This is a genomic window from Rhizobium sp. WW22 (assembly GCF_047041135.1).
GTDB lineage: Bacteria > Pseudomonadota > Alphaproteobacteria > Rhizobiales > Rhizobiaceae > Rhizobium.
This window is the reverse complement of record NZ_CP178199.1, coordinates 706,866-729,968: the sequence shown is the minus strand read 5'-3', so window position 1 is coordinate 729,968 and position 23,103 is coordinate 706,866. Positions and strand designations below refer to the sequence as shown.

Sequence of the window (23,103 nt, the reverse complement as noted above, 5' to 3'; positions counted from 1 at the left end):
CCATTTTGAGACATATTTCACGCAACGCTAAATTTGCCTCGTCCAGCATGGCCTCGTCGGCGGCAACTCTTTTCAGATCTCATACAAGCGCGATGATCTGAACGTTCCGACTTGCCCAATTTTCCTGAAGAGCTCCTCAGCTTCTGCACAAATTCTGCAAAGGCGGACGCCATCGTCACGCCATGAACAACACGCCCGAGACAATCGCAATTCCACCCGCCCGCCTGCCACGCAGTCTTCTCAAGGAAGGCTGGTGGCTGGAGGACGATCGTCAGCCGCCAGCCGATCCGCCGGTTCAGGAAGCCAGGATCATACCCTTCGCCTTGGCCGAACATCCCTCACGGAGCCGATACCGATGAGCCTATCCGATACACTTGCCCTTCCCGCAAACGCCACAAGCAGTCCCTATCGCAAACTCCTCACATTCATTTCCCTTATCGCCCTGGCCGACATTCTTCTCTTCGACGAGGCGCCGGGTGTTAATCTCTTTCTCTTTGCCAATTCCGTCGCCGCCGGTCTGATGATTTCCTCCAGAAGAAGGCAATCGATTCCAAAGATCGCAGCCTTTGCGATCCTTTGCCTTGTTGCGTCAGCGCCGCTTGTCGAGACCGCATCCTGGATAGGCATCACCATCAGCCTGCTTGGGCTTTGCCTGATATCGCTGGGTGTTGGCGGATTGCTCCCAGGGCAATCGACGCGCTTACCATTGGCGCTGCTCCGTTTCCTGCTGGATCTGCCGGTTCGGCCCTTCCGCCAGGCGAGCTATCGCTGGCTGCGGCGGCTGCAGAAGCCAGCGCCGGACGGTGTTCGACATCATCTGCGCGGCTGGATCATGCCGCTCGCGTTTGCCGCCGGCTTTCTTGCTCTTTTCGCGATGGCCAATCCGCTGATCGACAAGACGCTGCGCAGCATCGACCTCACTTTCCTGCTGCAACTTCTGAGCATGTGGCGCATCGGTTTCTGGCTCGTCGTTGCAGCCCTTTTATCGGTGTTGCTTCATCCACGCCTGAGGCGCCGCCGTCACCATCGCGAAGGGGTCGCAGCGGTCACCACCAGGATTGAAGATGGACTGTTCGGCCATGCCGCATTGCTGCGCTCGCTTCTGGTCTTCAACGCGCTGTTTGCCGTGCAGACACTACTCGATCTCACCTATCTCTGGGGTGGCGCCAGCCTGCCCGATGGCATGAGCCATGCCGAATACGCCCATCGCGGCGCCTATCCGTTGATACTCACCACAATCCTTGCCGCCGTCTTCGTGCTTGCCGCCATGCGGCGCGGCAGACCGGGCGACGGAAGTCCCCTACTTCGCGGCCTGGTACTTCTCTGGATCGCGCAGAACATCCTGCTTTGCCTTTCCTCCATTCTGCGGCTCGATCTCTATGTCGAAGTCTATTCGCTGACGGAGCTGCGCGTTGCGGCCGGCATCTGGATGGGCTTGGTCGCAGTCGGCCTCTTCCTCATCCTCCTGCGCATCCTGCTTCGTCGCTCCAACGAGTGGCTGATCGCCTTAAGCTCCGCAACGCTGGTTCTCATACTCTATGCCGCCGCATTCGCCGACATTCCCGCCTTCATCGCCCGCTTCAACGTTGCCCATAGCCGCGAAATATCGGGCGAAGGCGTCGTTCTCGATCTCGATTATCTCTCGACGCTTGGCCCTGCCGCCATTCCGGCACTCGACACCTATCTGGCATCGCTGCCTGCCGACGTGAATGCTCGCGAGGTGCGCGAAGCACTATTATGGCAACATGTCAGACGCTCGCGCGATTGGCGAAGCTGGACCTATCGCGATGCTCGTCTTGGTGCTTACCTCAAAAATGATGCGACCCTTGTCAGATGAGGCCGAAACGAAGACAAAGAGCAGAATAACCAGAACAGGCACTACATGGCACCGCGCATCCTCGTCGCCGACGACGAACCGAATATTCGCGACGTGATCTGCTTCGCGCTCGACCGCGCCGGCATGAAGACGACGACCGCGCGCAACGGCACAGAGGCCATGATGGCCTTTCACAAAGGCGGTCTCGATCTGATCGTCCTCGATGTTGGCATGCCCGACATGGATGGGCTGGAAGTCTGCCGCCGCATTCGCAAGGCATCGAACCTTCCGATCCTCTTCCTCTCGGCGCGCGACGAAGAAATCGACAGGATTCTGGGTCTGGAGATCGGCGGCGACGATTATGTCACCAAACCCTTCAGTCCGCGCGAGCTGGTTGCCAGGGTCCGCACCATCTTGAAGCGAAGCGGCCATGGCTCGGAGCCGGATGCGACCAATGGCTCCGTGTCCGCGGGATCTCTGCGGCTTAATCGCGGTAGCCGCACCGCCAGTTTCGCCGATGTGCCGCTCACCTTGACGGCGCTCGAATTCTCGATCCTCGAGACGCTGCTCTCGCGCCCCGAGATCGTCTTCAGCCGCGATCAACTGATGGAAGCGGCCTATGGCGCTGACATGCAGGTCGCCGACCGCACCATAGACAGCCATATCCGCAATCTCCGTGCCAAGCTTTCGGCCGTTGGCGGCAAGGGCATCATCGCCACGGTGCACGGCGTCGGCTTTAAACTGACATCGGCTACAGAAGGAAACGCTTGATGCGTACGCCGCGGGTGAAGTCGAAATGGCGGCCGCCGCTCGCCCTCATCGTCTACGCGGTGCTTCTGACCGTGATGATGCTGCCGATGCTCACGATCATCTGGTTTCGGGTCGTGCGCGCCGCCTCGGGCGCCATGGCGCCGGCGGAGATCGCCACCCTCGCCGCCGTTCTGATCCTTACCCTCATCGTCGCCTATGTGTTGACGCGCACGCTGACTACGCCGATCAATGCCCTGATTGCCCGAACCGAGGAGATCGCCCGCGGCGGACGCTCCGCGATCCGGCCGCTCGAAATCTACGGCACGCGCGAAGTCGCGACCCTTTCACAGAGCTTTCTCGATCTCGCCGGCAAGCTGGTCGATCATTCCGATTATGTGCGCTCCTTTGCCACCCATGTTTCGCACGAACTGAAATCGCCCTTGACCTCGATCAAGGGAGCGGCGGAACTGCTGCGTGATGATGACGACCAAAATCCGATGAGCCACGAGCAGCGCAGCCGCTTCCTCGGAAACATCATCGCCGACACCGAGCGGCTGGATAGGCTGTTGTCGCGCCTGCGGGAACTGGCAAAGGCCGAGCTTCCATCCCAACAGGGCTCCAGCAGCCTTCGCGATATCATTGCCCAGTTGGAGATGCAATTTCGCCAATTGACGATCATCTATGAAGGCAGCGCCGACGAGACGCTGGCTTTGCCCGGCGAGGCAGCCGGCATTATTTTCGCCAATCTGGCGGAAAATGCCGTTCAGAACGGCGCGACAGACCTTGCAATCAAGGCAAGCGGCGAAGGGCGGGGGATATCGATCCAAATTCGCGACAATGGTCGCGGCATTGCCGATGGCAATCGGGAGCGCATTTTCGAACCCTTCTTCTCGACGCGACGGGACGATGGCGGCACGGGCATGGGGCTCGGCATCGTCAGAGCCATGCTCGCTTCCCACGGAGGCAGCATCGAATTGCTTGAGAGCAGCAAGGATGGCACAGCATTTCAGATCATCCTTCCCATTGCCGCCTAAAACGGCGCACTCCGCCATGAGCCGCCGGCAAAAAAAAGGCGGCCGAAGGCTGAAACCATCGGCCGCACCACTATTTCGAGATGGGAGCCTACGCTGCCTCTGACTGCGCTTGAGCTTCCAAAGCCATCGCACGCGCGGTGACAAAATCGACCTTGCCGGAACCGAGGACAGGCACCTTGCCGACGGTCACTTCGGCGGGAACCATCATTTCCGTGGCACCCTTCGATTTGGCGAAGGCCAGGAAATCGCTTCTAGTCGCACCCGGCGCGTCGGTCAGGAGCACGAGGCGCTCGCCCTTCTTGGCATCGGGTACAGACGAGACGACGCTGAGGGCGCCCGGCCAGAGCTGTGCTGCAAGTGTTTCTACAGCAGCAAGCGAGATCATCTCGCCGCCGATCTTGGCGAAGCGCTTGGCTCGGCCGCGGATCTTGACGAAACCTTCCTCATCGATGGTGACGATGTCGCCGGTATCGTGCCAACCCTCCGGCAGCGGTTCGAGAACGCCGGGATTACCGGCGCGCAGGTAGCCGGCCATGACGTTGGCGCCACGGATGAGAAGGCGGCCGCCCTCATCGATGCCGGGAACCGGCTCGAGCCTCCACTCCATACCCGGCATGATCTTGCCGACCGTTCCGGTGCGGTTGTACATCGGCGTGTTCAGCGAGATCACAGGGGAGGCTTCGGTGACGCCATAGCCTTCCAGGATGCGCAGGCCGAATTTCTCCATATAGACCTCGCGGGTCGATGCCTTCACCGGCTCGGCACCCGAGAAGATGTAGCGGATCGATCTCAGGTCATAGGGATGAGCGGTGCGGGCGTAGCCGTTCAGGAATGTATCCGTGCCGAAGACGATGGTGGCGTTGGAGACGTAGATCAGCTCCGGCACGATGCGATAGTGCAGTGGCGAGGGATAGAAAAACACCGGCACGCCCGAGACCAGCGGCAGGATGGTGCCTGCCGTCAGGCCGAAGGAGTGGAACATCGGCAGGACGTTGAACACCTTGTCGCCGGGGTGGAAATCGATGCGCGAGGCGGCCTGGGCGGCATTCGAGAGTACATTGCGGTGCGTCAGCACCACGCCCTTCGGCGCCCCTTCCGAACCGGACGTGAAGAGGATGACGGCCGGATCGTCGGCATTGCGCCTCACCAACGGCCGATACTTGCGCATGAGGCCGACAATCTTGTCGAAGAAGGTGATCTGCGTGCGCAGTTCATCCAGCCAGACAAAGGCCACATGCTTTTCGAGCTCCTCGACCACCGGGCCGAGTTTGGCCTGTGTGATGAAAGCGCGCGAGCAGAGCACATGCTTGACCTCAGCCGTCCGGCAGGCGGAGAGGATATTGGCAGCACCCGCCGTGAAGTTCAGCATGGCCGGAACCTTGCCCGCCGATATGACACCGAGCACGGTTGCAGCCGTACCGTTGGCGTTCGGCAGCATCACGCCGAGCGTCTTCTCGTTCGGGAACATCTTCTTGAACTTCGCACCCAGCACCGCGGCACCGGTCAGCAGCTTGGCATAGGAGAGCTTGCCGGCGATCGGGTCCTCGACGGCGAGCTTCTTGCCGCCATATTCATGGGCGCTGTCAATGACGCGACCGAGGACTGTATTGTTGGTGTCGGCGGTGCGGAACATCAGCGTCGACATGATCTGGTAGAGCGCAGCGCCGGCGGCGATACGGCGCTTTCTGCCCTTGAGCTCGGCGGGAACATCGAGCTTGACCGGCTCGAGGATCGTCACCTTGACCTTGGGGAAGAGACGGCGGCGAACATGGCTCGAGGTCAGATAGGAGGCGTAGCTCTTTTCCAGTCCGTCGATGCGGACGGGAACGATCATCGTGCCGGTCTTGTCGGCGACCATGGCAGCACCGTCATAGACCTTCATCAGCGTGCCGGTGACGGTCAGGCGCCCCTCGGGGAAGATGCCGACCGGGCTGCCGTCCTGAATGACCTTGATCAGCGAGCGCGTTGCCATCGGCTTGGTCGGGTCGAGCGGCAGGAACTTGCACATCTTCAAAAGCGGCCGCATCCACCATTTCCTCGCGAAGGCATAGTCGATGGCGAAGATAGGCTCTTCCTCGGTGATGGCAAGCGCGAGTGCGCCGTCCAGCAGGCTCACATGGTTGAGCGCGATGATCGGCGCGGGGCCTGCCTTGCGTATGTTTTCCAGACCTTCGACTTCAAGCCGCATGAAGGCGCGGAAGATGATGGAGATTAGATCGCGGAAGGCGTTGGTCGGCAGCATTTTCAGCATCAACCAGGCAATCGCGATATTGAGCACTGAGATGCTGAGAATGATGACCGGGATCGACAGACCCACGGCTTGAAGCACGGCGACAAGCGCCAAGCCCACAGCGATAAAGAGCGCGGAGAGCACATTCGATGCGCCAATGACGCGGGCGCGGCGATCCTCATTCGCCCAGCTCTGCATGGCCGAGAAGGTCGGAACGGCCAGGAAAGCACCGCCGATCGCCATGCCGGCCAGATCGATGGCGACACGGATCGTTTTCGGTCCAGCGAAGAAGGCAAGAATGGTTTCAGCATGGCTGGTCGACTGCAAACCCCATAGGTTCCAGCCGAGATCGAGGCCGAAGAGAGCGACGATCAGCATGCCGATGGGCGCCGGCAAAAGCACGATGCGGCCGGCGGCCATCCATCCGGCAATGGCAGAGCCGATGGCAACCGATATGGCGAAGATCGCGAGATAAGCGGGAACGACGATTTCCGAGCCGCCGAGAATATCGGTGACCATGACCGGCAGCATCGACATGATGAAGGCGCCCACGAACCAGAACCAGCAGTTCATCAGCGACGCCCGCCAGATGCGGCCATCGGCGCGAAGCTCGTTGACCAGCCTGTAGCTGGAGCGCATGACATTGGTGTCGACGACGAGATCGGGTGCCTTGGAGCCGGTCGCAGGAATCATGCGGGCGGCAAACCAGCAGAGGATCGAAAGCCCCATCATCATCGGCCCGAAGATCCAGACATTCTCGCCCTCGCGGAAGGCGACGGCCGCGACCATCGTACCGGTGAGAATGGCGATGAAGGTGCCGCCCTCGATCCAGGCATTGGCCTTGGGAAGATCTCGGTTTGCCAGATGATCGGGCAGGATGCCGTATTTGATCGGCCCGAAGAGCGAGGAAATGACGCCGAAGCTGAAGAGGGCGAGCATCAGGATCCAGATCGAGGAGAAGGCGATGCCGACGACCGAGATCGCCGCCACCAGGAGTTCGCAGCGCTTCAAAAGCTCCGCCATCCTGGCCTTGTCGTATTTGTCGGCAAGCTCACCGGCAATCGCCGACAGGAGCAGGAACGGCACGATGAAGATGCCGCCGGCAAGTGTGACCAGCGCCGCGCCCTCCGTCGCCATCTGCGCGAGAATGACGAAAACCAGAGTCTGCTTTAAGAAATTATCGTTGAAGGCAGTCAGGAATTGCGTCCAGAACAGCGGCGCGAACTTCCTCGATCTCATCAGGTGCGTTTGCATGGCGTATCCCTCATTCGGCCAACAGGACGCCACAGAGTTGTTACGCAAAGGTTGAGCGCGGATACAACTCTATGGCGTCGTTAATAAAGATTAGTCCTGACCGTCACGATTGAACTTAACCAGAAGCTTTTCCGTACGGGCATCTTCTACCTTGCGGATCAGCTTGTCAGCCTCGCTGTTGTCACGAACGGTCTTAGTGACGTTGACCGCCGTCTGCACCAGCATCAGAATGCCCATGGCGAGATAGCCTTTGCCCCAGAGATCGATCGGCATCATGTAAAGGCCGACGAGGAGCATGAAAGCCGCTGCGGCAAAAGAGATGTAGGAGAAGCTGACCCAAGCCTGGGAATGTTTCTGGAAGCTGTCGTTCATGATCGTATCCTCTCAATTATCTGATGTGTTTGATGTCTTCGTTTCAGGCTGCTGAATTCAAGCGTTGGCGCAGGCGGGCAAGTACGTCGTCGGCAGAAGGGCCGAGCGGTGCGCCGCAGCCGGCATTGGCGAGTTTTTCGATGATATGGGCCTGCCGGCTCGTGGCATCCATTTCCTTCATAGTCGAGGCTGCGATCTCGCAGCGGCTCTGGTAGGCTTGAAGACGGGCGAGCGTCTCCTCGGCGTCATCGAGCGTCGCCAGGCCGCAATTGTCGTCGCAGGCGGCATTGAGCTTCTGTGTCTGCTCGGTAGCCCGCGCCAGGCGCTCGCCGCGCTGCAATTCCTGCAGCCGTGCTTCCGATGTGCGAACGGTTGCCTTGAGTTTGCCGATCGTCTGAGTGAATTGCGTCTGGGCCTTCTCGGAAGCATCCCGGTCGGCTTCGAGCTGGGCGATCGCCTCGGCCGCCTCCCGCGCAAGTTCGTCACTTCCCTTCTGGAGGGCGGCAACGGCGCGCGTTTCCAGGTCCGCAATGCGGCCGATGATCGCTGCGTGCCGGTTCTTTTCCTGCTCATTCTGCGCGACGGCAATTGCCACGGCCCGCCGTGCCGACTGGATGGCACTGGCCGCCTCGCGGATCTGCTGCGCCAGCAAGGGTACCGCATTGCGATCGATGAACGCCTGTTCCGCATCATAGGCCCGACCGCGAATGAGCGTCAGAATTGAATTGAACATTTGTCGTCTCCCGTTTATGAACGATGTTCATGAAACGATGTATGCCAGAATCGTGAACGTTGTTCAAGGATAATTTTGAACAACGTTCAAAAAATCGAATTGGAATAGTTAATGGCGAGAAAAACCCTGGAAAAGCGCGAGGATCTGAAGCAGCGGCTGATCGAGGCGGCGCGCAATCGCATCGCTGCCGACGGGCTCTCAAACCTGAGGGCGCGCGATGTCACGCAGGATGTAGGCTGCGCTCTCGGAGGTCTCTATACGGTCTTCGCCGACCTCGACGATCTCGTCATTCACGTCAATTCGGCGACGCTGAAGGCGCTTGAGGCATCGCTGGCGCTGACGGAGGTTCGGGATCACACACCGACAGACCGGCTGCGCAATCTCGCACGCGGTTATCTGCGCTTTGCAGTTACCCATCGCAATCTATGGAAGGCGCTCTTCGACCATCGGCCTCCGGATGACCGCCCCAGCCCCGAATGGCATCTCGAAGAGCACATGTTCCTGATGGGCGTCATTGCCGAGCCGCTCGCAGAATTGCAGCCGAACATGTCGGAGACGGCGCGCGCGATCAGGGCGAGAACGCTTTTCGGCGCTGTGCATGGCGTCGTCAGCATCAGCCTGGAGGGGCGTTTCGTCGGCTTGCCGATCGAAAGCCTGGAACAGGAGCTCGACGATTTCATCCTGACGGTCGCAGCCGGGGCCGCCGCACGACAAGGCTAGCCGGATTTATGGTTTTTACTGTTTCGAGGGCGCGTAATTCCGGATATCGCCGAAAGCGTAGCCGCGATTCCTCAGCTTGCGGATCAGCGACTGCAGGTTTTCGCGCCCGTTGAACTGATCCTGAAACATCTCGTCATGCATGAGAAGGATCATCTTGCCGCGCTGCGTGAAACGACCGTACTGGAAAAGATGATCGATCTCATTGACGAGATGATCCACCGATTGAACCGGCTTGCCGTCGTCGCTGTGTACCCACTCGAAATCCCAGCCGTAGAGATAGAATCCCGCTTCGGCGACGAGCTCGTAATCCAGCCATTCGCGCTCCCATTGGGCAACGTTGATGGATAGATCCTCCCTCGATCGGTCGGAAGCCGAAAGACGTCCCTGCCCGGCAATCGCGCATTGACGATCGGCGTCAGACCGAGCACTTCATTGGCATGAAGCATGTCGGCGACGACGGCCTGGGTGTTGGAATAGTATCGTCTGTAGCGATTATTGGCGTGGCTGTAGCTGTGATTGCCGACGGTTACCAGCGGCATAGCTTTGGCTTCTGCCAAGAGATCGCGCCCGGCAGGAATGGTTTCGACATGCTGGCCGACCATGAACATGGCTGCGGGGACATTTTCCTGGCTCAGCACGGAAAGAATGTTCTTCGTTCCAGGCAAGGGGCCATCATCGAATGTCAGAAAGATCGTCCCGTCCGCCGCGCGAGCGGAGACGGCGCAGGCCGCAGCCAGGATGCCGGCGAGCAGCCATCTCAAGACCGCGTTCCTTCGATGATTCAATGCGCCCAAGCCAGCCGCCCCCCGTATCGTCGCCGCAAACTGGCACATCGCATGGAACAAGAAAAGCGCCGCGAGCACGACAAAAGCAAAGGGCGCTCTACCCATTTCTGGGGAGCGCCCTTGCTTTTTAACCCGGACAGCGAACGCCGGCTCGACACAGAAATGTCAGCGCGACAGGCCATCGATACAGGTGATGACGCGCAGATAATCGCGAATCGCACCCTTTGCAAGAGCCGGCTGCGAAAATTTTAGCTTTTCTGCCACACGAGAGTTCCATGTGACAGAATTCGCACATTTGACGGGCGCGATCCTTCGTCAAGCGGCCTTCAAGGTCGCATCGCGCGGGATCTCGACGTCGATCTCCAGCATGGAGACGTCCTTATCGCGATCCATCTTCACCTGTACCTTGTCGCGATCGACCTGCACATGCTTGGCGATGACGGCGAGGATTTCCTCTCTCAGCACGGATACGAGATCCGAGCCCACGGAGGCGCGTTCGTGGGCAAGAAGGATCTGCAGACGCTCGCGCGCCATCGGTGCAGATCTCTGCTTGCGGAACAGTCCGAAAATGCTCATGCGGCCCTCCTTGCGAAGATTTTGCCGAAGATACCCCGCTTCTCGCCGGGGATGGTGATCGGCACCTGCTCGCCGGCAAGGCGGCGTGCGGCGTCGAAATAGGCAAGCGACGGTGCACAGCGCGCATCGGCAAGCGTGACCGGCGAGCCGAGGTTGGAGGCGCGCAGAACGTCGGTGCTTTCCGGAATGATGCCGAGCAGCGGAATGGAGAGGATCTCCAGCACGTCGTCGACCTTCAGCATGTCGCCGCGTTCGGCGCGGCCGGCGTCGAAGCGGGTCAGCAGCAGATGCTTTTCCATGCGCTCGCCGCGCTCGGCCTTCAGCGTCTTGGAGTCCAGCAGGCCGATGATGCGGTCGGAATCGCGCACCGAGGAAACTTCCGGATTGGTGACGACGACGGCGACGTCGGCATGACGCATGGCAAGGGTGGCGCCGCGCTCGATACCGGCCGGGCTGTCGCAGATGACCCAATCGAAATAGTTCTTGAGCTCGTTGATGACGCGCTCGACACCCTCGGGCGTCAGATTGTCCTTGTCGCGCGTCTGCGAGGCCGGCAGGAGGAAGAGCGTCTCCAGCCGCTTATCGCGAATCAGCGCCTGCGGCAGCTTGGCGTCGCCATGAATGACGTTGACGAGGTCATAGACCACGCGGCGTTCCGCCCCCATGACCAGATCGAGATTGCGCAGACCGACATCGAAATCGACGACGACGACCTTTTCGTTTCTCTGTGCCAGAGCCGCCCCCAATGCGGCCGTCGAAGTCGTCTTTCCAACTCCGCCCTTGCCTGATGTGACGACGATTACCTTGCCCATCTTGCTCTCCTGTTTTGGCCGGCTTCGGCTCAGATTAGTTTTTCGGCCATGATCGTTTCACCATCCAGCCAGAGCTGGACGGCTTGTCCCCTGAGGCCGGGTGATATGTCTTCGGCCATCTTGTAGATGCCATCGATCGCCAAAAGCTCGGCCTCGAGCTTGCGGCAGAAGATTCGCGCCGAGGCGTTGCCGATCGAGCCCGCCATGGCGCGGCCGCGCAAGGCGCCGTAGATGTGGACCGATCCACCCGCGATGACTTCCGCGCCGGACGCCACGGAACCGATGACCGTGACATCGCCTTCTGGAAAAATCACCGACTGCCCCGAACGCACCGGCTCGCGGATGATCAGCGACTGCGTGACCGGCCGGACTTCCGGCGGCGCCTTGGGCTCGCTGTTGCGGCGCTCCACGACCGGCTCGGCCTCGGAGACTTCGAAATCGGCAGCCGGACGCCCGCCCTTCAGGATCGGCGGCATGCCAGGCCCGGCGATCGACGGGCGACCGCCCTCGATGCCCATGATGCTGACATTGCGGGCCGAAAGCTCAGCGATCAGCTCCTTGAGCTGCGCCTTGTCGATCGGCAGGTCGGTGATATCGAGCACGACCGGCCGCCCCAGAAAGAAGCCGGCCGAACGGGCTGCGAGGTCGTCAAGCCTGATCAACCACTGGTCCAGCGGAAGATCCGGCGAAAGCATGACCGCAAGAAAGGAGCGGCCCTTGATACGGATCGAACGAGCGTCTGTTAGCACTTTGGTCATCTATGTGAATAAATCGTTGATCCTGTGTACCGCTCATATGGTTAACAAGTGGTTAACGCGAGGTTCCATTCGAGCCCGAACCGCCCCATAAAACAGCGATGCTCGCGAGTGCCGAAGGCTCGTTGGAGCTGGGGTCGTAGACGCATGGAGCGGCGAAAATCGCAGCTCCTGCAAGGAGAAGAATGATTGGTCTCATGAGATTCTCCAGGCGCAAAGCAGAAACTGCCTTGCTGATTATTCGACGCGGAAAAATTAACGATTCGGCGCGCTGCACCTTCCGGAGCAGCGCGCAATATCGATGCGTGGGCGATTCTCAGGCGAGCTTCAGCTCGACATTGATGTTGCCGCGAGTGGCCTTCGAATAGGGGCAGGTCTGGTGTGCTTCCTCGACCAGCGCGCGTGCCAGCTCCGGCTCGATGCCGGGCATGCTGACGGTCAGCCGTGCCTGCAGGAAGTAAGCGCCTTCGGTCATGCCCAGATCCACTTCGGCATCGACGGCGAGATCGGCCGGCAGCTTGATCTTTCGCTTGCCGGCGGCAAGGCCCATGGCACCGATGAAGCAGGCCGACCAGCCGGCCGCAAAGAGCTGCTCGGGATTGGTACCGGCATGGGCGCTGCCGGGAGGCGAAAGCTTGACATCAAGCTGGTTGTCATCGCTGCGGGCCGAGCCGTCACGGCCACCGATGGTGTGGGTCTTGGCGGTGTAGAGAACCTTGTCGATCTTGGTCATGGAACACTCCTTTGTTGCGTTGCCCGCTATGTTGTGGCGTTGGGCAACGTGTGTTGACGGAGTTGTTTTTGATGGATCGACGTATCCGGCATGTTTCCGGAAAAGCCGGAAGTGTCACAAAACGTAGGCCTTAACGGGCCGGATACAAATGCTTACAAATTGCCGGAAAGTCTTTCGAAGGAACAATCAGGAAATAACGACTTCCGCCGCCAGACCACCGCCTTCGCGGTTATAGAGCCTGACGGAGCCGCCGAGCGTCTGGGCAAGCTGCTGGGCAATCGCCAGGCCAAGGCCGGTGCCGCCGGTGTTGCGGTTGCGCGATTGCTCCAGCCGGAAGAAGGGCTGCATGGCCGCCTCTATCTGGTCTTGCGGAATGCCGGGACCTCGATCCAGAACGGTGATCGCAATCTGGCCCGTGTCCCGCCGCTCCACGGCGATTTCCGCCGTTCCGGCAAATTTCAGGGCGTTGTCGATGAAATTGGTGAGGATACGTCGTAGCGCATGCGGCTTCGTCGTCGCCGTGCCCTGGATGAGGCCGAGAATCTCGACGGATTTGCCGGTGTCCTGATAATCGTAACTGATGCTTTCGATGAAGGAGGCAAGGTCGATGCGCGCGCTTTTCTCGCCGTTGCCATGGGCGCTGCGCGCATAGGCGATCCCGTCCTGCACCAGACGCTCGATCTCGCCGAGATCCTGCAGCAGCTTGGTCTTCTCGGGCGAATCATCGGCGATATCGGCGCGCAGGCGCATGCGGGTGATCGGCGTCTGCAGGTCGTGGGAGATCGCCGCAAGGATCTGCACGCGCTCTTCGAGATAATGCGCAATTCGATCCCGCATGGCATTGAAGGCTCTTGCGGCATGCGCCACTTCGCTCGGCCCCCGGTCGCTCAAGGCCGGGCTCTTCTTGTTGGGATCGAGCGCATCGGCCGCGGCGGCAAGCTCGGCGAGCGGACGCGTGGCCTGTCGCACCGCAAACCAGATACAAAGGATGATCAACAGCATCTGGACGACGAAGACATAAGGCAGCCAGGCCGCGATCGGCATGACACCCTTTGGCGTAACATCGATCGTCAGCGGGCTGCCATCACTCAGATTGAGATGTGCCTGCAGCCGCGAGATGGGTCCCGGTATCGATTCCATATGGATAGGAAACCGATGGCCGACTGCATCCTCTATCTTGGCGGCGATCTCCGCGCCATGGGCGGAGGTATCGGGCACGCCGGGCTGGCCCGTCCCCAACTCGAAACTGTAATTGCCGCGGCTCAGCCAATCGACGAAATTCGCCCTCTCATCGGCCGGCAGGCGGTCGAGCACGGCGATCGAAGTCGCGACGTCGTTTTCCAGCGTGCCGAGCATGACGGCTTTTGCCGACATGTAGCGCTCGATATAGAGCACGCTGAAAGACAGGCCGTAAGCGATCGCGAGCCCCGCCAGGAGGATCAGCGAAATGCGTGCACGCAGGGTGCTAGGCCACCATGACCGGCGGCCTGAAAGGTCGATCACAGTCATGGGCGAAGCTCCGCAATTTCCACCGGCACGGAGAAGACATAGCCTTCGCTGCGCACCGTCTTGATGTAGATCGGCTCACGCGCATCGTCGCCCAGACGCTGGCGGAGACGGCTGACGAGCAGGTCGATGGAGCGGTCGAAGAGGTCGGCATCGCGGCCTTGTGTCAGATTCAGAAGCTGATCACGATTGAGCACCCGCTGCGGGTGATCGATGAAAACGCGCAGCAGGCGGTATTCCGCGCCGCTGAGTGTGATCTCCGTGCCGTCCTTGTCCAGCAGATGACGCCCGACCGTGTCGAGCCGCCAGTCCCCAAAGACCAGCAATTGGCCGGCCTCGCTGATCTGCAGATTGGGCGGCAGCATACGGGTGCGGCGCAGAACCGCCTTGATGCGGGCAAGCAGCTCGCGGGCGGCGAAAGGCTTCGCCAGATAATCGTCTGCGCCCATTTCGAGGCCGAGAATGCGGTCCATCTCGTCGCTACGCGCCGTCAGCATGAGGATAGGCGTCGCCTTGTGCTTTCCGGCGCGAAGCTCGCGACACAGCACCAGGCCGTCGTCGCCCGGCATCATCACGTCGAGCACGATCAGATCGACCGAATTGGCCTCGAGAAAACTGCGCATCTGGCGGCCATCGGCAGCCGTCGTCGCTCTTAGCCCATTCTTCTTCAGGTAGCTCGACACCAGCTCACGGATTTCCCGATCGTCATCAACGATCAGGATATGGTCGACATGATCCATCTTGATTTCCCACTCATCATCGTAAGCATCAAGCTACGAATATTCATCCCTTATGGCGCCAACGGCTGAGGGCGACAGCTTACGCCGGCGCCCTCCCGCACGCTACCGCCGAACTAGAAACGATCAACATCTATCACAGCCTGGGCGAAGGCTTGCGGTGCTTCCTGGGGAAGATTGTGGCCGATGCCGCCGGTGATCGTGCGATGCTCATACTTGCCCGAGAACTTGCCGCGATAGGCCGCGGGTTCCGGATGCGGCGCGCCGTTGGCGTCACCTTCCATGGTGATGGTCGGGATCGAAATCACCGGGCCAACGGCGAGCTTCTTTTCATAAGCATCGAACTTCGCCTCGCCTTCGACGAGACCAAGCCGCCAGCGATAATTGTGAATGACGATATCGACATGGTCCGGATTGTCGAAAGCGGCAGCCGACCGATCGAAAGTAGTGTCATCAAAGGCCCATTGCGGCGAGGCGGTTTGCCAGATCAGCTTTGCGAAATCATGGCGGTTTTCCTGGTAGCCGAGGCGGCCGCGCTCGGTGGCGAAATAGAACTGGTACCACCAGGCAAGCTCTGCCTTTGGCGGCAGCGGCTTGCGGTTGACTTCCTGGCTGCCGATGAGATAGCCGCTGACCGAAACCAGCGCCTTGCAGCGTTCCGGCCAGAGAGCCGCCATGATATCGGCGGTGCGGCCACCCCAGTCGTAACCGGCAACGACGACCTTTTCGATCTTCAGCGCATCAAGAAGCGCAATCATATCGACGGCAAGTGCTGCCTGCTGACCGTTGCGCGGCGTGTCCTTCGAAAGGAAACGAGTGGTTCCGTAGCCGCGAAGATAGGGAATGATGACGCGATAGCCGGCATCTGCCAAAAGCGGCGCGACATCGACGAAGCTGTAAATGTCATAGGGCCAGCCGTGCAGCAGCAGCACGACGGGACCGTTGGCCGGACCGGCTTCGGCGTAACCGACATTGAGCACACCGGCTTTGATCTGCTTCAGCGCGTCGAAAGACGTGTGTGTGCCGGCCTTAACGACGGGCAGGGTCAATGTGGAAGCCTTTGTTTCCTGCGCACCGGCGATTGCAGGCAGACCGAATTCAGCGGCGGCAACAGCGATGGCCGCCATGCCAAAAAAGCGGCGGCGGGTGTGGTTGATTTCCTCGGACATCTGTCTCTCCTGTAGATTGGATCGTGAGCCCAAGAAAGCCAGCCACATGTATCTCCGATGTGTCGCAGGCAGCAGCCTTTTGAATATCTGTGTAGCTTCAGGCCGCACAGATACAGTCTGATACAATCCAGGCCCCTTTCTCCGGTCGCATAGGCAAGCAGCTGCGCCACATGCGAAATCGCACCCAAATCGGCCAGTTTGTATCGCAATGTATCGAAACGGGGAACGTTGACGTTTCGGTACATTCTCCCATCCACTCAGACACATTCGAGATACGTCGCTACCGACAGATAGCGTCACTGCTGAGCACGGCACGTCGCCGTTCGCAGCCGGTCAATCGCTTCTAAAGGAACAAGACGATGACGCTTCTCATCATTGCCTATCTCGGCGGTGCGCTGACGATTCTCAGTCCGTGCATCCTGCCCATCCTCCCCTTCGTCTTTGCCCGCGCCGGACAGCCCTTCGTCCGAAGCACGCTGCCCATGCTGGCTGGCATGGCGCTCACCTTTGCAGTTGTCGCGACCCTTGCCGCGGTCGGCGGCGCCTGGGCGATCCGTGCCAATGAATATGGTCGCCTCGCGGCAATCGTGCTGCTCGGCCTCTTCGGCCTGAGCCTGATTTCACCCCGCATAGCGACAGCGCTTTCGCGGCCAGCCGTCAATCTCGGCAACAACCTGCTGAACGCCGCCGACGCTCAACGCGCTACGTCGAGCGTCCGAAGCTCCTTCGTACTCGGCATTGCGACTGGACTGCTCTGGGCGCCCTGCGCCGGCCCGATCCTCGGGCTGGTCCTGACAGGCGCGGCCTTGAAGGGCGCCAATCTGCAGACGACCTTCCTGCTGCTTGCCTATGGCGCCGGTGCCGCGACCTCGCTTGCTCTTGCTCTCTTTGCCGGCGGCAAGATCTTTGCCCGCATGAAGCAGTCCCTCGGCGTCAGCGAACGCATTCGCCAGGTCGCAGGCGCGGCTGTTCTGGCCGGCGTTGCCGCCATCGCGCTCGGCCTCGATACCGGCCTGCTCGCCCGCCTCTCCTATGCAAGCACCGGCTCCTTCGAACAGGCTTTGCTCGAGAAGCTGCACCCCAAGACCTCAGCCCCGGAGACCGAGGTTGCCAGCAACAGTGCCATGAAGGTTGCCACAGACGCGGCACGTCCATTCCACAGCGATCTTCCGATCGAAGGCCCCGCCCCCTCGCTCGACGGCGCCGTCACCTGGCTGAACTCTGAGCCGCTGACGACGGCCGGACTTCGCGGCAAGGTCGTCCTCGTCGACTTCTGGACCTATTCCTGCATCAACTGCATCCGCACCATCCCCTATGTTCGTGCCTGGGCGGAAAAGTACAAGGATCAGGGTCTCGTCGTGATCGGCGTCCACGCTCCGGAATTCGCTTTCGAAAAGAACGTCGACAACGTCAAGAAGGCGATCGCCGACTTCAAGATCGGCTACCCGGTCGCGATCGACAACGACTATCGCATCTGGCGCGCCTTCGAGAACAATTACTGGCCGGCCCATTACCTGATCGATGCCAAGGGGCAGGTCCGCTACCAGCACTTCGGCGAAGGCAACTACCGCCAGACCGAACAGGCAATCCAGGACCTGCTGCGCGAAGCCGGCAGCGAGATCGCCCAAAGCGGCCCGGTCGTTCCGGATGCGAAGGGTGCGGAAGCGAGCCCCGACCTTGGCCATATCCGCTCCGGCGAAACCTATGTCGGCTACAGCCAGGCAACAGGTTTCGTCTCCCCTGAAGGCCTGAAGGCCGACACCGCCGCCGACTATTCCGTTGCCAGTCCCGGCCTCAACCAATGGGGACTGGCCGGAACCTGGACAGTCGGGTCCGAGCAGGCGACGCTCAACAAGGCAGGCGGCGGCATCAGCTATCGCTTCAGCGCCCGCGACCTGCATCTCGTCCTTGGTCCCTCGGCGGACGGAAAACCGATCCGTTTCCAGGTGACTGTGGATGGGACGGCGCCCGACGCCGACCACGGCTCCGATATCGATGCCGACGGCAACGGCACCGTGACTGCCACCAAGCTCTACCAACTCGTCCGCCAGTCCGGTGACGTCACCGCACACAACTTCGAGATCCGTTTCCTCGATCCCGGGGTGCAGGCCTACGCCTTCACCTTCGGCTGAAACTTCCCCTTTACCCCAAGCATGAACCTCAACACACAGGAGTTACGTCATGAAGATCCGTTTTCTTTCCATCGCCGCGCTCGGGCTTGCCGCAAGCACTTTCGCCTTTGCGGCGCGGTCGGCCGAGATCAAGAATATTGTCATCGTCCACGGCGCTCTTGCCGACGGCTCCGGATGGCGCAAGACCGCCGATATCCTTGAAAAGGACGGCTTTAACGTCACGGTCGTGCAGGAACCGATCACCTCGCTTGCCGACGATGTCGCCGCCACCAATCGCTTGCTCGACCTTCAGAACGGCCCGAGCCTGCTCGTCGGTCACAGCTATGGCGGCATGGTCATCACCGAAGCGGGCAATCGCCCGGATGTCGCGGGCCTCGTCTATGTCGCCGCATTTCAGCCGGACAAGGGCGAAAGCCTGATCAGCCTTGCGAGCTCGAAGCCTGCAGGCAGCATGAACATCCGCGAAACCAAGGACGGCCAATATCTTTATCTCGATCCCGCGACATTCGCCGCCGACTTCGCCGCCGACCTGCCGAAGGATGAAGCCAGCTTCCTGGCGAAATCGCAGGTCTTTGCATCAAAGGCCGCCTTCACCGCCAAGGTTGGCGATCCTGCCTGGAAGGCGAAGAAGAACTGGGCCATCGTCGCAACCAATGACCGCTCCATCAATCCCGAGCTCGAGCGCGACATGGCAAAGCGTGCCGGCAGCGACGTGACCGAAATCGAGGCAAGTCATGCCGTCTTCGCCTCGCAGCCGGAAAAGGTGGCCGCCGTGATCGAGAAGGCGGCCAAGGACGCCGGCAAGTAAGCCAATCCGAGCGGGCGGTCTCTTGAATGAGACCGCCGCCTATCCTTATGCGGGATCGCAGCGGCTGGCTTCGATGCCCGAGCCTGGAAGCAATGAAAGAGATCGAACCCCGGCTTTATGTCAACAGGTAATGAAACTTCATTGCGGGAGGCACGTTCAGGTTCCCGTTAGAATCATGTCCTACCTTTAGAATAATTCCAATCTAAGGAGGCACGATGTCTGCAAGATCCGCCTATTCCGTTCCGCAACGCGTCCTTCATTGGCTCATGGCGCTGCTGATCTTCTTCAATCTCTTGTTTCCGGATGGGATGAATGCATGGCGGCGTCTTATTCGTCATGGCCAGGTGCCGACGCCAGCCGACATCTCCAGCGCCAATATTCACGCCTATGCCGGCATTGCCATACTGCTGCTCGCCATCGTGCGTCTCGTACTCAAATTTTCATCGGAAGCTCCCGCAATGCCGGACGGCCAGCCCGTGATTGTGCATTACGTCGCCAGCGTGACGCATGTCCTGCTTTACGCATTGATTTTCGCGATGCCGCTCTCGGGAATGGCGGCCTATTATCTCGGCGTCGACACGGCCGCTTTCCTGCATGGCGGCCCGATCAAGGCGGTCCTGTGGACAGTCGTCGTCCTTCATATATTCGGCGCGCTCGTTCAGCACTTCTATTTCAGATCGAACGTGCTGCGCCGCATGACGGTCGGCTAGAATGCCGAACCCGCGGCGATCTATGCCGCTTTACCGCCAAAGTGCCTTTTGAAAGAGAAGAGGTCAGTCGGCAACGCACTGCCCCCTTCAAGCGCGAGATCCGCCAGGATCTCGCCGATCACGCTCGTAAACTTGAAGCCATGGCCGGAACAGGCCGACGAGACAACCACATTCGGCTGTCCGGGCACCCTATCGATGAGAAAATCCTCGCTCGGCAGCATGGTATAGCGGCAGGTGGTCGCGCGCCCGCGAAATGAGGCTGCATTCGGTAGCCGCTTGCGAGCAAAATTGTCGAGCAGATCGGTGTCGGTATCGTTCACCGGCGGATTGGGAAGGGTCGGGTCAATCGGCTCACGGAAATGCGCATGGCGGCCGATCTTCACACCATCGACCCCGATGGCCGGGAAGCCGAAATAGGAACCTTCCGCTCCTTCATCGCGCAGGAAGCATGGCATGCGTTGCGGTTCGGCAACGAAGCCATCCCTCGGCTGATACCAGGCAACCACCTGCCGGATAGGCTGGGCATGCGCCTTCAGCTGTGGCACAAGCTCGGCAATCCACGCGCCGGTTGCGACGATCACCTTGCGGGCGCGATATCGCCCAGTTGAGGAAACGACGGTCACGCCCGTATCGTCTGGCTCGATCGCGATGACGCGCTCGCCGAAATGCAGGACGGCACCGTCTTCAGCCGCAAGCTTCAAATAGCCCATGATCGCCGCTTCCGGGCGCACATAGCCACCCTGCGGGTCAAGCACGCCGATCTCGCCTTTCTCCAGCTCAAACGCCGGAAAGCGGCGTTTCATGGCGTCGCGATCGAGTATTTCATGCGGCAGGTTGTGCATGTCGCAGGAAGCGCGCGTGCCGCTGACGATCTTGCTGTCGGGCGTGCCGATCTGCAGGACACCTGTCACCGTCAGGATTTCGGCCCGCAGCCTTGCCTCCAGCGAGCGCCAGTTTTGATAGGCACGCTTCAGCAAGGGAACATAGGACGGATCTTCGAAGTAGCCGAGGCGGATCAGGCGGCTGTCGCCATGCGAGGAGCTGAGGGAATGAGCGGGGAAATGCGCCTCGATCCCGATCGCCTTTGCACCGCGCGCCGCGGCGAAAGACAAGGCGGCACTTCCCATCGCGCCGAGGCCGACGACGGCAACGTCAAATTCCGCAGTCATCTCATGCTCCAGTTTGGTTTTCCGCAGGCGGCGCGGTCTTGGCGATCATGGCCCGCAAGGCTTCCATATCCGCATTCAAGGGACGATCGTCGCCATAAACGGGCACGCATGAACGGACAGCTGCGTGGATACGCTCCGTTCCTGGCGCTCTGGTACCCTTCGAAACGAGGAAATCATGTGCCTGCGCCGCCGCCATCAGCTCGATCGCCAGGATATATTCGGCATTGTCGAGGATGGCGAGGAGCTTGTTGGCCGCCGCAGTCGGATGGGCGAGAAAGTCTTCCTGGAGACCGGAGGTCAGGCCGCCATCGAGCGATGCCGGTGCGGCGAGCCGCCGGTTGTCGTTGCTCAGCGCCGCTGCAGTGTATTGCGCGATCATGAAACCGGAATGGCTGCCAGCGTCGCTCGCAAGAAACGGCGGCAGGCCGCTGACCAGCGGATTGACGAGGCGATCCGTCCGGCGTTCGCTCATCGCGGCGATCTGTGCAACCGCGATTGCCAGACTATCGGCTGCCTGCCCAAGAGCGGGCGCCACAGCATGCGCCTCGGAAGAGACAACCGGCTGCTCCGGCGTGCCTGAAACAGCCGGATTATCCGTGACCGAGGCGAGTTCCTGATCGACGATATCAGCCGCCTGCTCGAAGACATCCCAGGCCGCGCCGTGGGCGTGGGGGACCGACCTCAGGCTCAGCGCATCTTGCGTCCGCCGGCCGACGGCGGCCGCAACGAGACCGCTGCCATGCAGGCGATTGCGCAAGCTGCGCCCGACCTTGGCGATGCCAGCCGATGGGCGCAGCGCCAGTACCTTATCATCAAAAGCCGCCATCTGGCAGCCAACGGCTTCCAAGGTCAGCGCGGCGATGGCATCGGCCCAATCGAGCAGGTGCTCAGCACGGGAGACGGCAAGCGCCGACAATCCCGTGGCGCAGGCCGTGCCATTGACGAGGCTCAAGCCCTCTTTGGCGCCAAGCACCAAGGGACTCAAGCCGATTGCCGCGAGCGCCTCGGCACCGCTCATCGACTTGCCTTTCACGACAGCCCTGCCCTCGCCGATCAGGACGAGCGCGGTATGGGCATTGTGCGTGAGATAGCCGGCTGAACCTTTGGACGGGACTTCCGGAATGCAGTCATGTTCGAGAAACGCGGCCAGATGCCTGACGATCTCTGGCCGCACACCGGAATGGCCGTGGGCGAAATTGGCGATCTGCGCCGCGATGATCGAGCGCACCTCGCGGGCTGGCAGAAGCGGACCGACGCCGCAGGCGTGGCTGAGGATGATATTGCGCGACAGCCGGCTCTGTGAATCGCGATCGACCACCGTATCGGAAAGCGCGCCGACGCCGGTATTGACGCCATAGGCGCGCACGCCCGTTTCCACGATACGCTCGACGATGCGGCTTGCATGAGCAACGCGCTCCCAGGCAGCATCGGAAAGAGACAAGGGTTCACCGGCACCGACGCGGGCGACGTCGCGCCAGGATAGCGGCCTATCGATCGTAACGGTCATTGTCCGTTTCCGAAATGACCGATGAACTGGCGAAAGGCCGGCGAGGCGCCGCCGCCGAACATCTCATCCGGCGTGCCGGTGCTTTCGACAAGCCCTTCCTTCATGAAGACGACGCGGTTGGAGACATTGCGGGCGAAGCTCATCTCGTGGGTGACGACCAGCATGGTCATGCCTTCCTCGGCAAGGGCGCGCATGACGCGCAGCACTTCGCCGACGAGTTCCGGATCGAGCGCCGAGGTCGGCTCGTCGAACAGCATAACCTTCGGCTTCATGGCCAACGCACGGGCAATTGCCGCGCGCTGCTGCTGGCCGCCGGAGAGATGCGCGGGATAGGCATGACGCTTGTCGGCAATGCCGACCTTCTCCAGAAGCGCTTCGGCCTCGGCAATGCATTCCGAGCGTGAGCGCTTCAGAACATGCACTGGCCCTTCGATGACATTCTGCAGGATCGTCATGTGGGACCAGAGATTGAAGCTCTGGAAGACCATGCCGAGTTCGGAGCGGATATGATCCACCTGCTTGTGGCTCGCTGGGTAGCTCTTGCCATTCTTATGGATCATGCGAATCTGCTCGCCATCCACCCAGATCTCGCCATCCGTGGCGATTTCGAGGAGGTTGATACAGCGAAGGAAAGTCGATTTGCCCGAGCCGGAAGCGCCGAGCAGCGAAATCACATCGCCATCCTGAGCATCGAGGGAAATGCCGCGCAAGACTTCATGAGTACCGAAGCTCTTGCGGATGTTGCGGACGGAAAGTCGGGTGACACCTGGCATGATTTGCCTGCTCCAGTAAGCT

At 60.7% G+C, this 23,103-nt stretch carries 22 protein-coding genes; 7 read left to right on the top strand and 15 right to left on the bottom strand.

The window, feature by feature from the left end:
- Nucleotides 1-355: 355 nt before the first annotated feature.
- From ACK83U_RS22325 to ACK83U_RS22315, 3 genes are read left to right on the top strand one after another with little or no spacing between them, the layout of a single operon-like run.
- Entirely contained in the window at nt 356-1,837 is a 1,482-nt protein-coding gene (locus ACK83U_RS22325) for a DUF4173 domain-containing protein (RefSeq protein WP_112608836.1), read from the top strand.
- 45 nt (nt 1,838-1,882) lie between these two features.
- Nucleotides 1,883-2,587, top strand: a complete 705-nt coding sequence (locus ACK83U_RS22320; protein ID WP_112608834.1) for a response regulator — start codon at nt 1,883-1,885, stop codon at nt 2,585-2,587.
- The gene (locus ACK83U_RS22315; protein ID WP_112608832.1) at nt 2,587-3,600 is read left to right on the top strand and encodes a sensor histidine kinase; all 1,014 of its coding nucleotides are present in this window, start codon (nt 2,587-2,589) and stop codon (nt 3,598-3,600) included. Before ACK83U_RS22320 ends, ACK83U_RS22315 begins: the two co-directional genes overlap by 1 nt.
- An 88-nt stretch (nt 3,601-3,688) precedes the next feature.
- On the opposite strand, the gene ACK83U_RS22310 is transcribed toward ACK83U_RS22315, so the two are convergent.
- The 3 genes from ACK83U_RS22310 to ACK83U_RS22300 all read right to left on the bottom strand — a co-directional run bounded on the left by ACK83U_RS22310 (nt 3,689) and on the right by ACK83U_RS22300 (nt 8,189).
- On the bottom strand, nt 3,689-7,084 hold the full coding sequence (locus tag ACK83U_RS22310) for an acyl-[ACP]--phospholipid O-acyltransferase (RefSeq protein ID WP_412475000.1): 3,396 nt from the start codon (nt 7,082-7,084) through the stop codon (nt 3,689-3,691).
- A 90-nt stretch (nt 7,085-7,174) separates the two neighbouring features.
- On the bottom strand, nt 7,175-7,456 hold the full coding sequence (locus ACK83U_RS22305) for a YiaA/YiaB family inner membrane protein (protein ID WP_112335778.1): 282 nt from the start codon (nt 7,454-7,456) through the stop codon (nt 7,175-7,177).
- A 43-nt stretch (nt 7,457-7,499) separates the two neighbouring features.
- Complete coding sequence (locus ACK83U_RS22300; protein ID WP_112608828.1) at nt 7,500-8,189, bottom strand: PspA/IM30 family protein; 690 nt, start codon at nt 8,187-8,189, stop codon at nt 7,500-7,502.
- 111 nt (nt 8,190-8,300) lie between these two features.
- Here ACK83U_RS22300 and ACK83U_RS22295 point away from each other — a divergent pair, with 111 nt between their 5' ends.
- Nucleotides 8,301-8,909: a TetR/AcrR family transcriptional regulator gene (locus ACK83U_RS22295; RefSeq protein WP_112608826.1), complete on the top strand. Its 609-nt coding sequence runs from the start codon at nt 8,301-8,303 to the stop codon at nt 8,907-8,909.
- Between the two features lie 15 nt (nt 8,910-8,924).
- Here ACK83U_RS22295 and ACK83U_RS22290 read toward each other — a convergent pair whose 3' ends face one another.
- The 9 genes from ACK83U_RS22290 to ACK83U_RS22250 form a co-directional block, all read right to left on the bottom strand.
- A complete protein-coding gene (locus ACK83U_RS22290; protein ID WP_412475045.1) occupies nt 8,925-9,128 on the bottom strand; it encodes a hypothetical protein in 204 nt (67 codons plus the stop codon).
- A complete protein-coding gene (locus ACK83U_RS22285) occupies nt 9,059-9,742 on the bottom strand; it encodes a polysaccharide deacetylase family protein (protein ID WP_412475027.1) in 684 nt (227 codons plus the stop codon). The genes ACK83U_RS22290 and ACK83U_RS22285 overlap by 70 nt, the downstream gene beginning before the upstream one ends.
- 267 nt (nt 9,743-10,009) lie before the next feature.
- On the bottom strand, nt 10,010-10,270 hold the full coding sequence (minE, locus tag ACK83U_RS22280; protein ID WP_015343376.1) for a cell division topological specificity factor MinE: 261 nt from the start codon (nt 10,268-10,270) through the stop codon (nt 10,010-10,012).
- Nucleotides 10,267-11,082 (bottom strand): septum site-determining protein MinD, encoded by an 816-nt coding sequence (gene minD, locus ACK83U_RS22275; RefSeq protein WP_095437032.1) that lies wholly within the window; start codon nt 11,080-11,082, stop codon nt 10,267-10,269. The genes minE and minD overlap by 4 nt, the downstream gene beginning before the upstream one ends.
- A 29-nt stretch (nt 11,083-11,111) precedes the next feature.
- A complete protein-coding gene (minC, locus tag ACK83U_RS22270) occupies nt 11,112-11,840 on the bottom strand; it encodes a septum site-determining protein MinC (RefSeq protein WP_112608824.1) in 729 nt (242 codons plus the stop codon).
- Nucleotides 11,841-12,153: 313 nt separating this feature from the next.
- Nucleotides 12,154-12,570 carry an organic hydroperoxide resistance protein gene (locus ACK83U_RS22265; protein WP_112608822.1) on the bottom strand — a complete coding sequence of 139 codons (417 nt, stop codon included), beginning with the start codon at nt 12,568-12,570 and terminating at the stop codon, nt 12,154-12,156.
- 186 nt (nt 12,571-12,756) lie between these two features.
- On the bottom strand, nt 12,757-14,079 hold the full coding sequence (locus tag ACK83U_RS22260) for a sensor histidine kinase (protein ID WP_112608820.1): 1,323 nt from the start codon (nt 14,077-14,079) through the stop codon (nt 12,757-12,759).
- Nucleotides 14,076-14,816: a response regulator gene (locus ACK83U_RS22255; RefSeq protein WP_112608818.1), complete on the bottom strand. Its 741-nt coding sequence runs from the start codon at nt 14,814-14,816 to the stop codon at nt 14,076-14,078. The genes ACK83U_RS22260 and ACK83U_RS22255 overlap by 4 nt, the downstream gene beginning before the upstream one ends.
- Before the next feature lie 113 nt (nt 14,817-14,929).
- Entirely contained in the window at nt 14,930-15,982 is a 1,053-nt protein-coding gene (locus ACK83U_RS22250) for an alpha/beta fold hydrolase (RefSeq protein WP_112608816.1), read from the bottom strand.
- A gap of 359 nt (nt 15,983-16,341) precedes the next feature.
- On the opposite strand from ACK83U_RS22250, the gene ACK83U_RS22245 reads away from it, so the two are divergent.
- From ACK83U_RS22245 to ACK83U_RS22235, 3 genes are all read left to right on the top strand, one after another.
- Entirely contained in the window at nt 16,342-18,114 is a 1,773-nt protein-coding gene (locus tag ACK83U_RS22245) for a cytochrome c biogenesis protein DipZ (protein ID WP_112608814.1), read from the top strand.
- Nucleotides 18,115-18,163: 49 nt separating this feature from the next.
- Nucleotides 18,164-18,922 carry an alpha/beta hydrolase gene (locus ACK83U_RS22240; RefSeq protein ID WP_112608812.1) on the top strand — a complete coding sequence of 253 codons (759 nt, stop codon included), beginning with the start codon at nt 18,164-18,166 and terminating at the stop codon, nt 18,920-18,922.
- 215 nt (nt 18,923-19,137) lie between these two features.
- Nucleotides 19,138-19,632, top strand: coding sequence for a cytochrome b (locus ACK83U_RS22235; RefSeq protein ID WP_112608810.1), 495 nt, complete (start codon nt 19,138-19,140; stop codon nt 19,630-19,632).
- Nucleotides 19,633-19,652: 20 nt separating this feature from the next.
- Here the strand turns inward: ACK83U_RS22235 and solA are convergent, their stop codons facing one another.
- From solA to ACK83U_RS22220, 3 genes are read right to left on the bottom strand one after another with little or no spacing between them, the layout of a single operon-like run.
- Complete coding sequence (gene solA, locus ACK83U_RS22230; RefSeq protein WP_112608808.1) at nt 19,653-20,801, bottom strand: N-methyl-L-tryptophan oxidase; 1,149 nt, start codon at nt 20,799-20,801, stop codon at nt 19,653-19,655.
- A gap of 1 nt (nt 20,802) precedes the next feature.
- Complete coding sequence (locus ACK83U_RS22225; protein WP_112608806.1) at nt 20,803-22,308, bottom strand: HAL/PAL/TAL family ammonia-lyase; 1,506 nt, start codon at nt 22,306-22,308, stop codon at nt 20,803-20,805.
- Entirely contained in the window at nt 22,305-23,081 is a 777-nt protein-coding gene (locus tag ACK83U_RS22220; protein WP_015343389.1) for an ABC transporter ATP-binding protein, read from the bottom strand. The genes ACK83U_RS22225 and ACK83U_RS22220 overlap by 4 nt, the downstream gene beginning before the upstream one ends.
- Between the last annotated feature and the right edge of the window lie 22 nt (nt 23,082-23,103).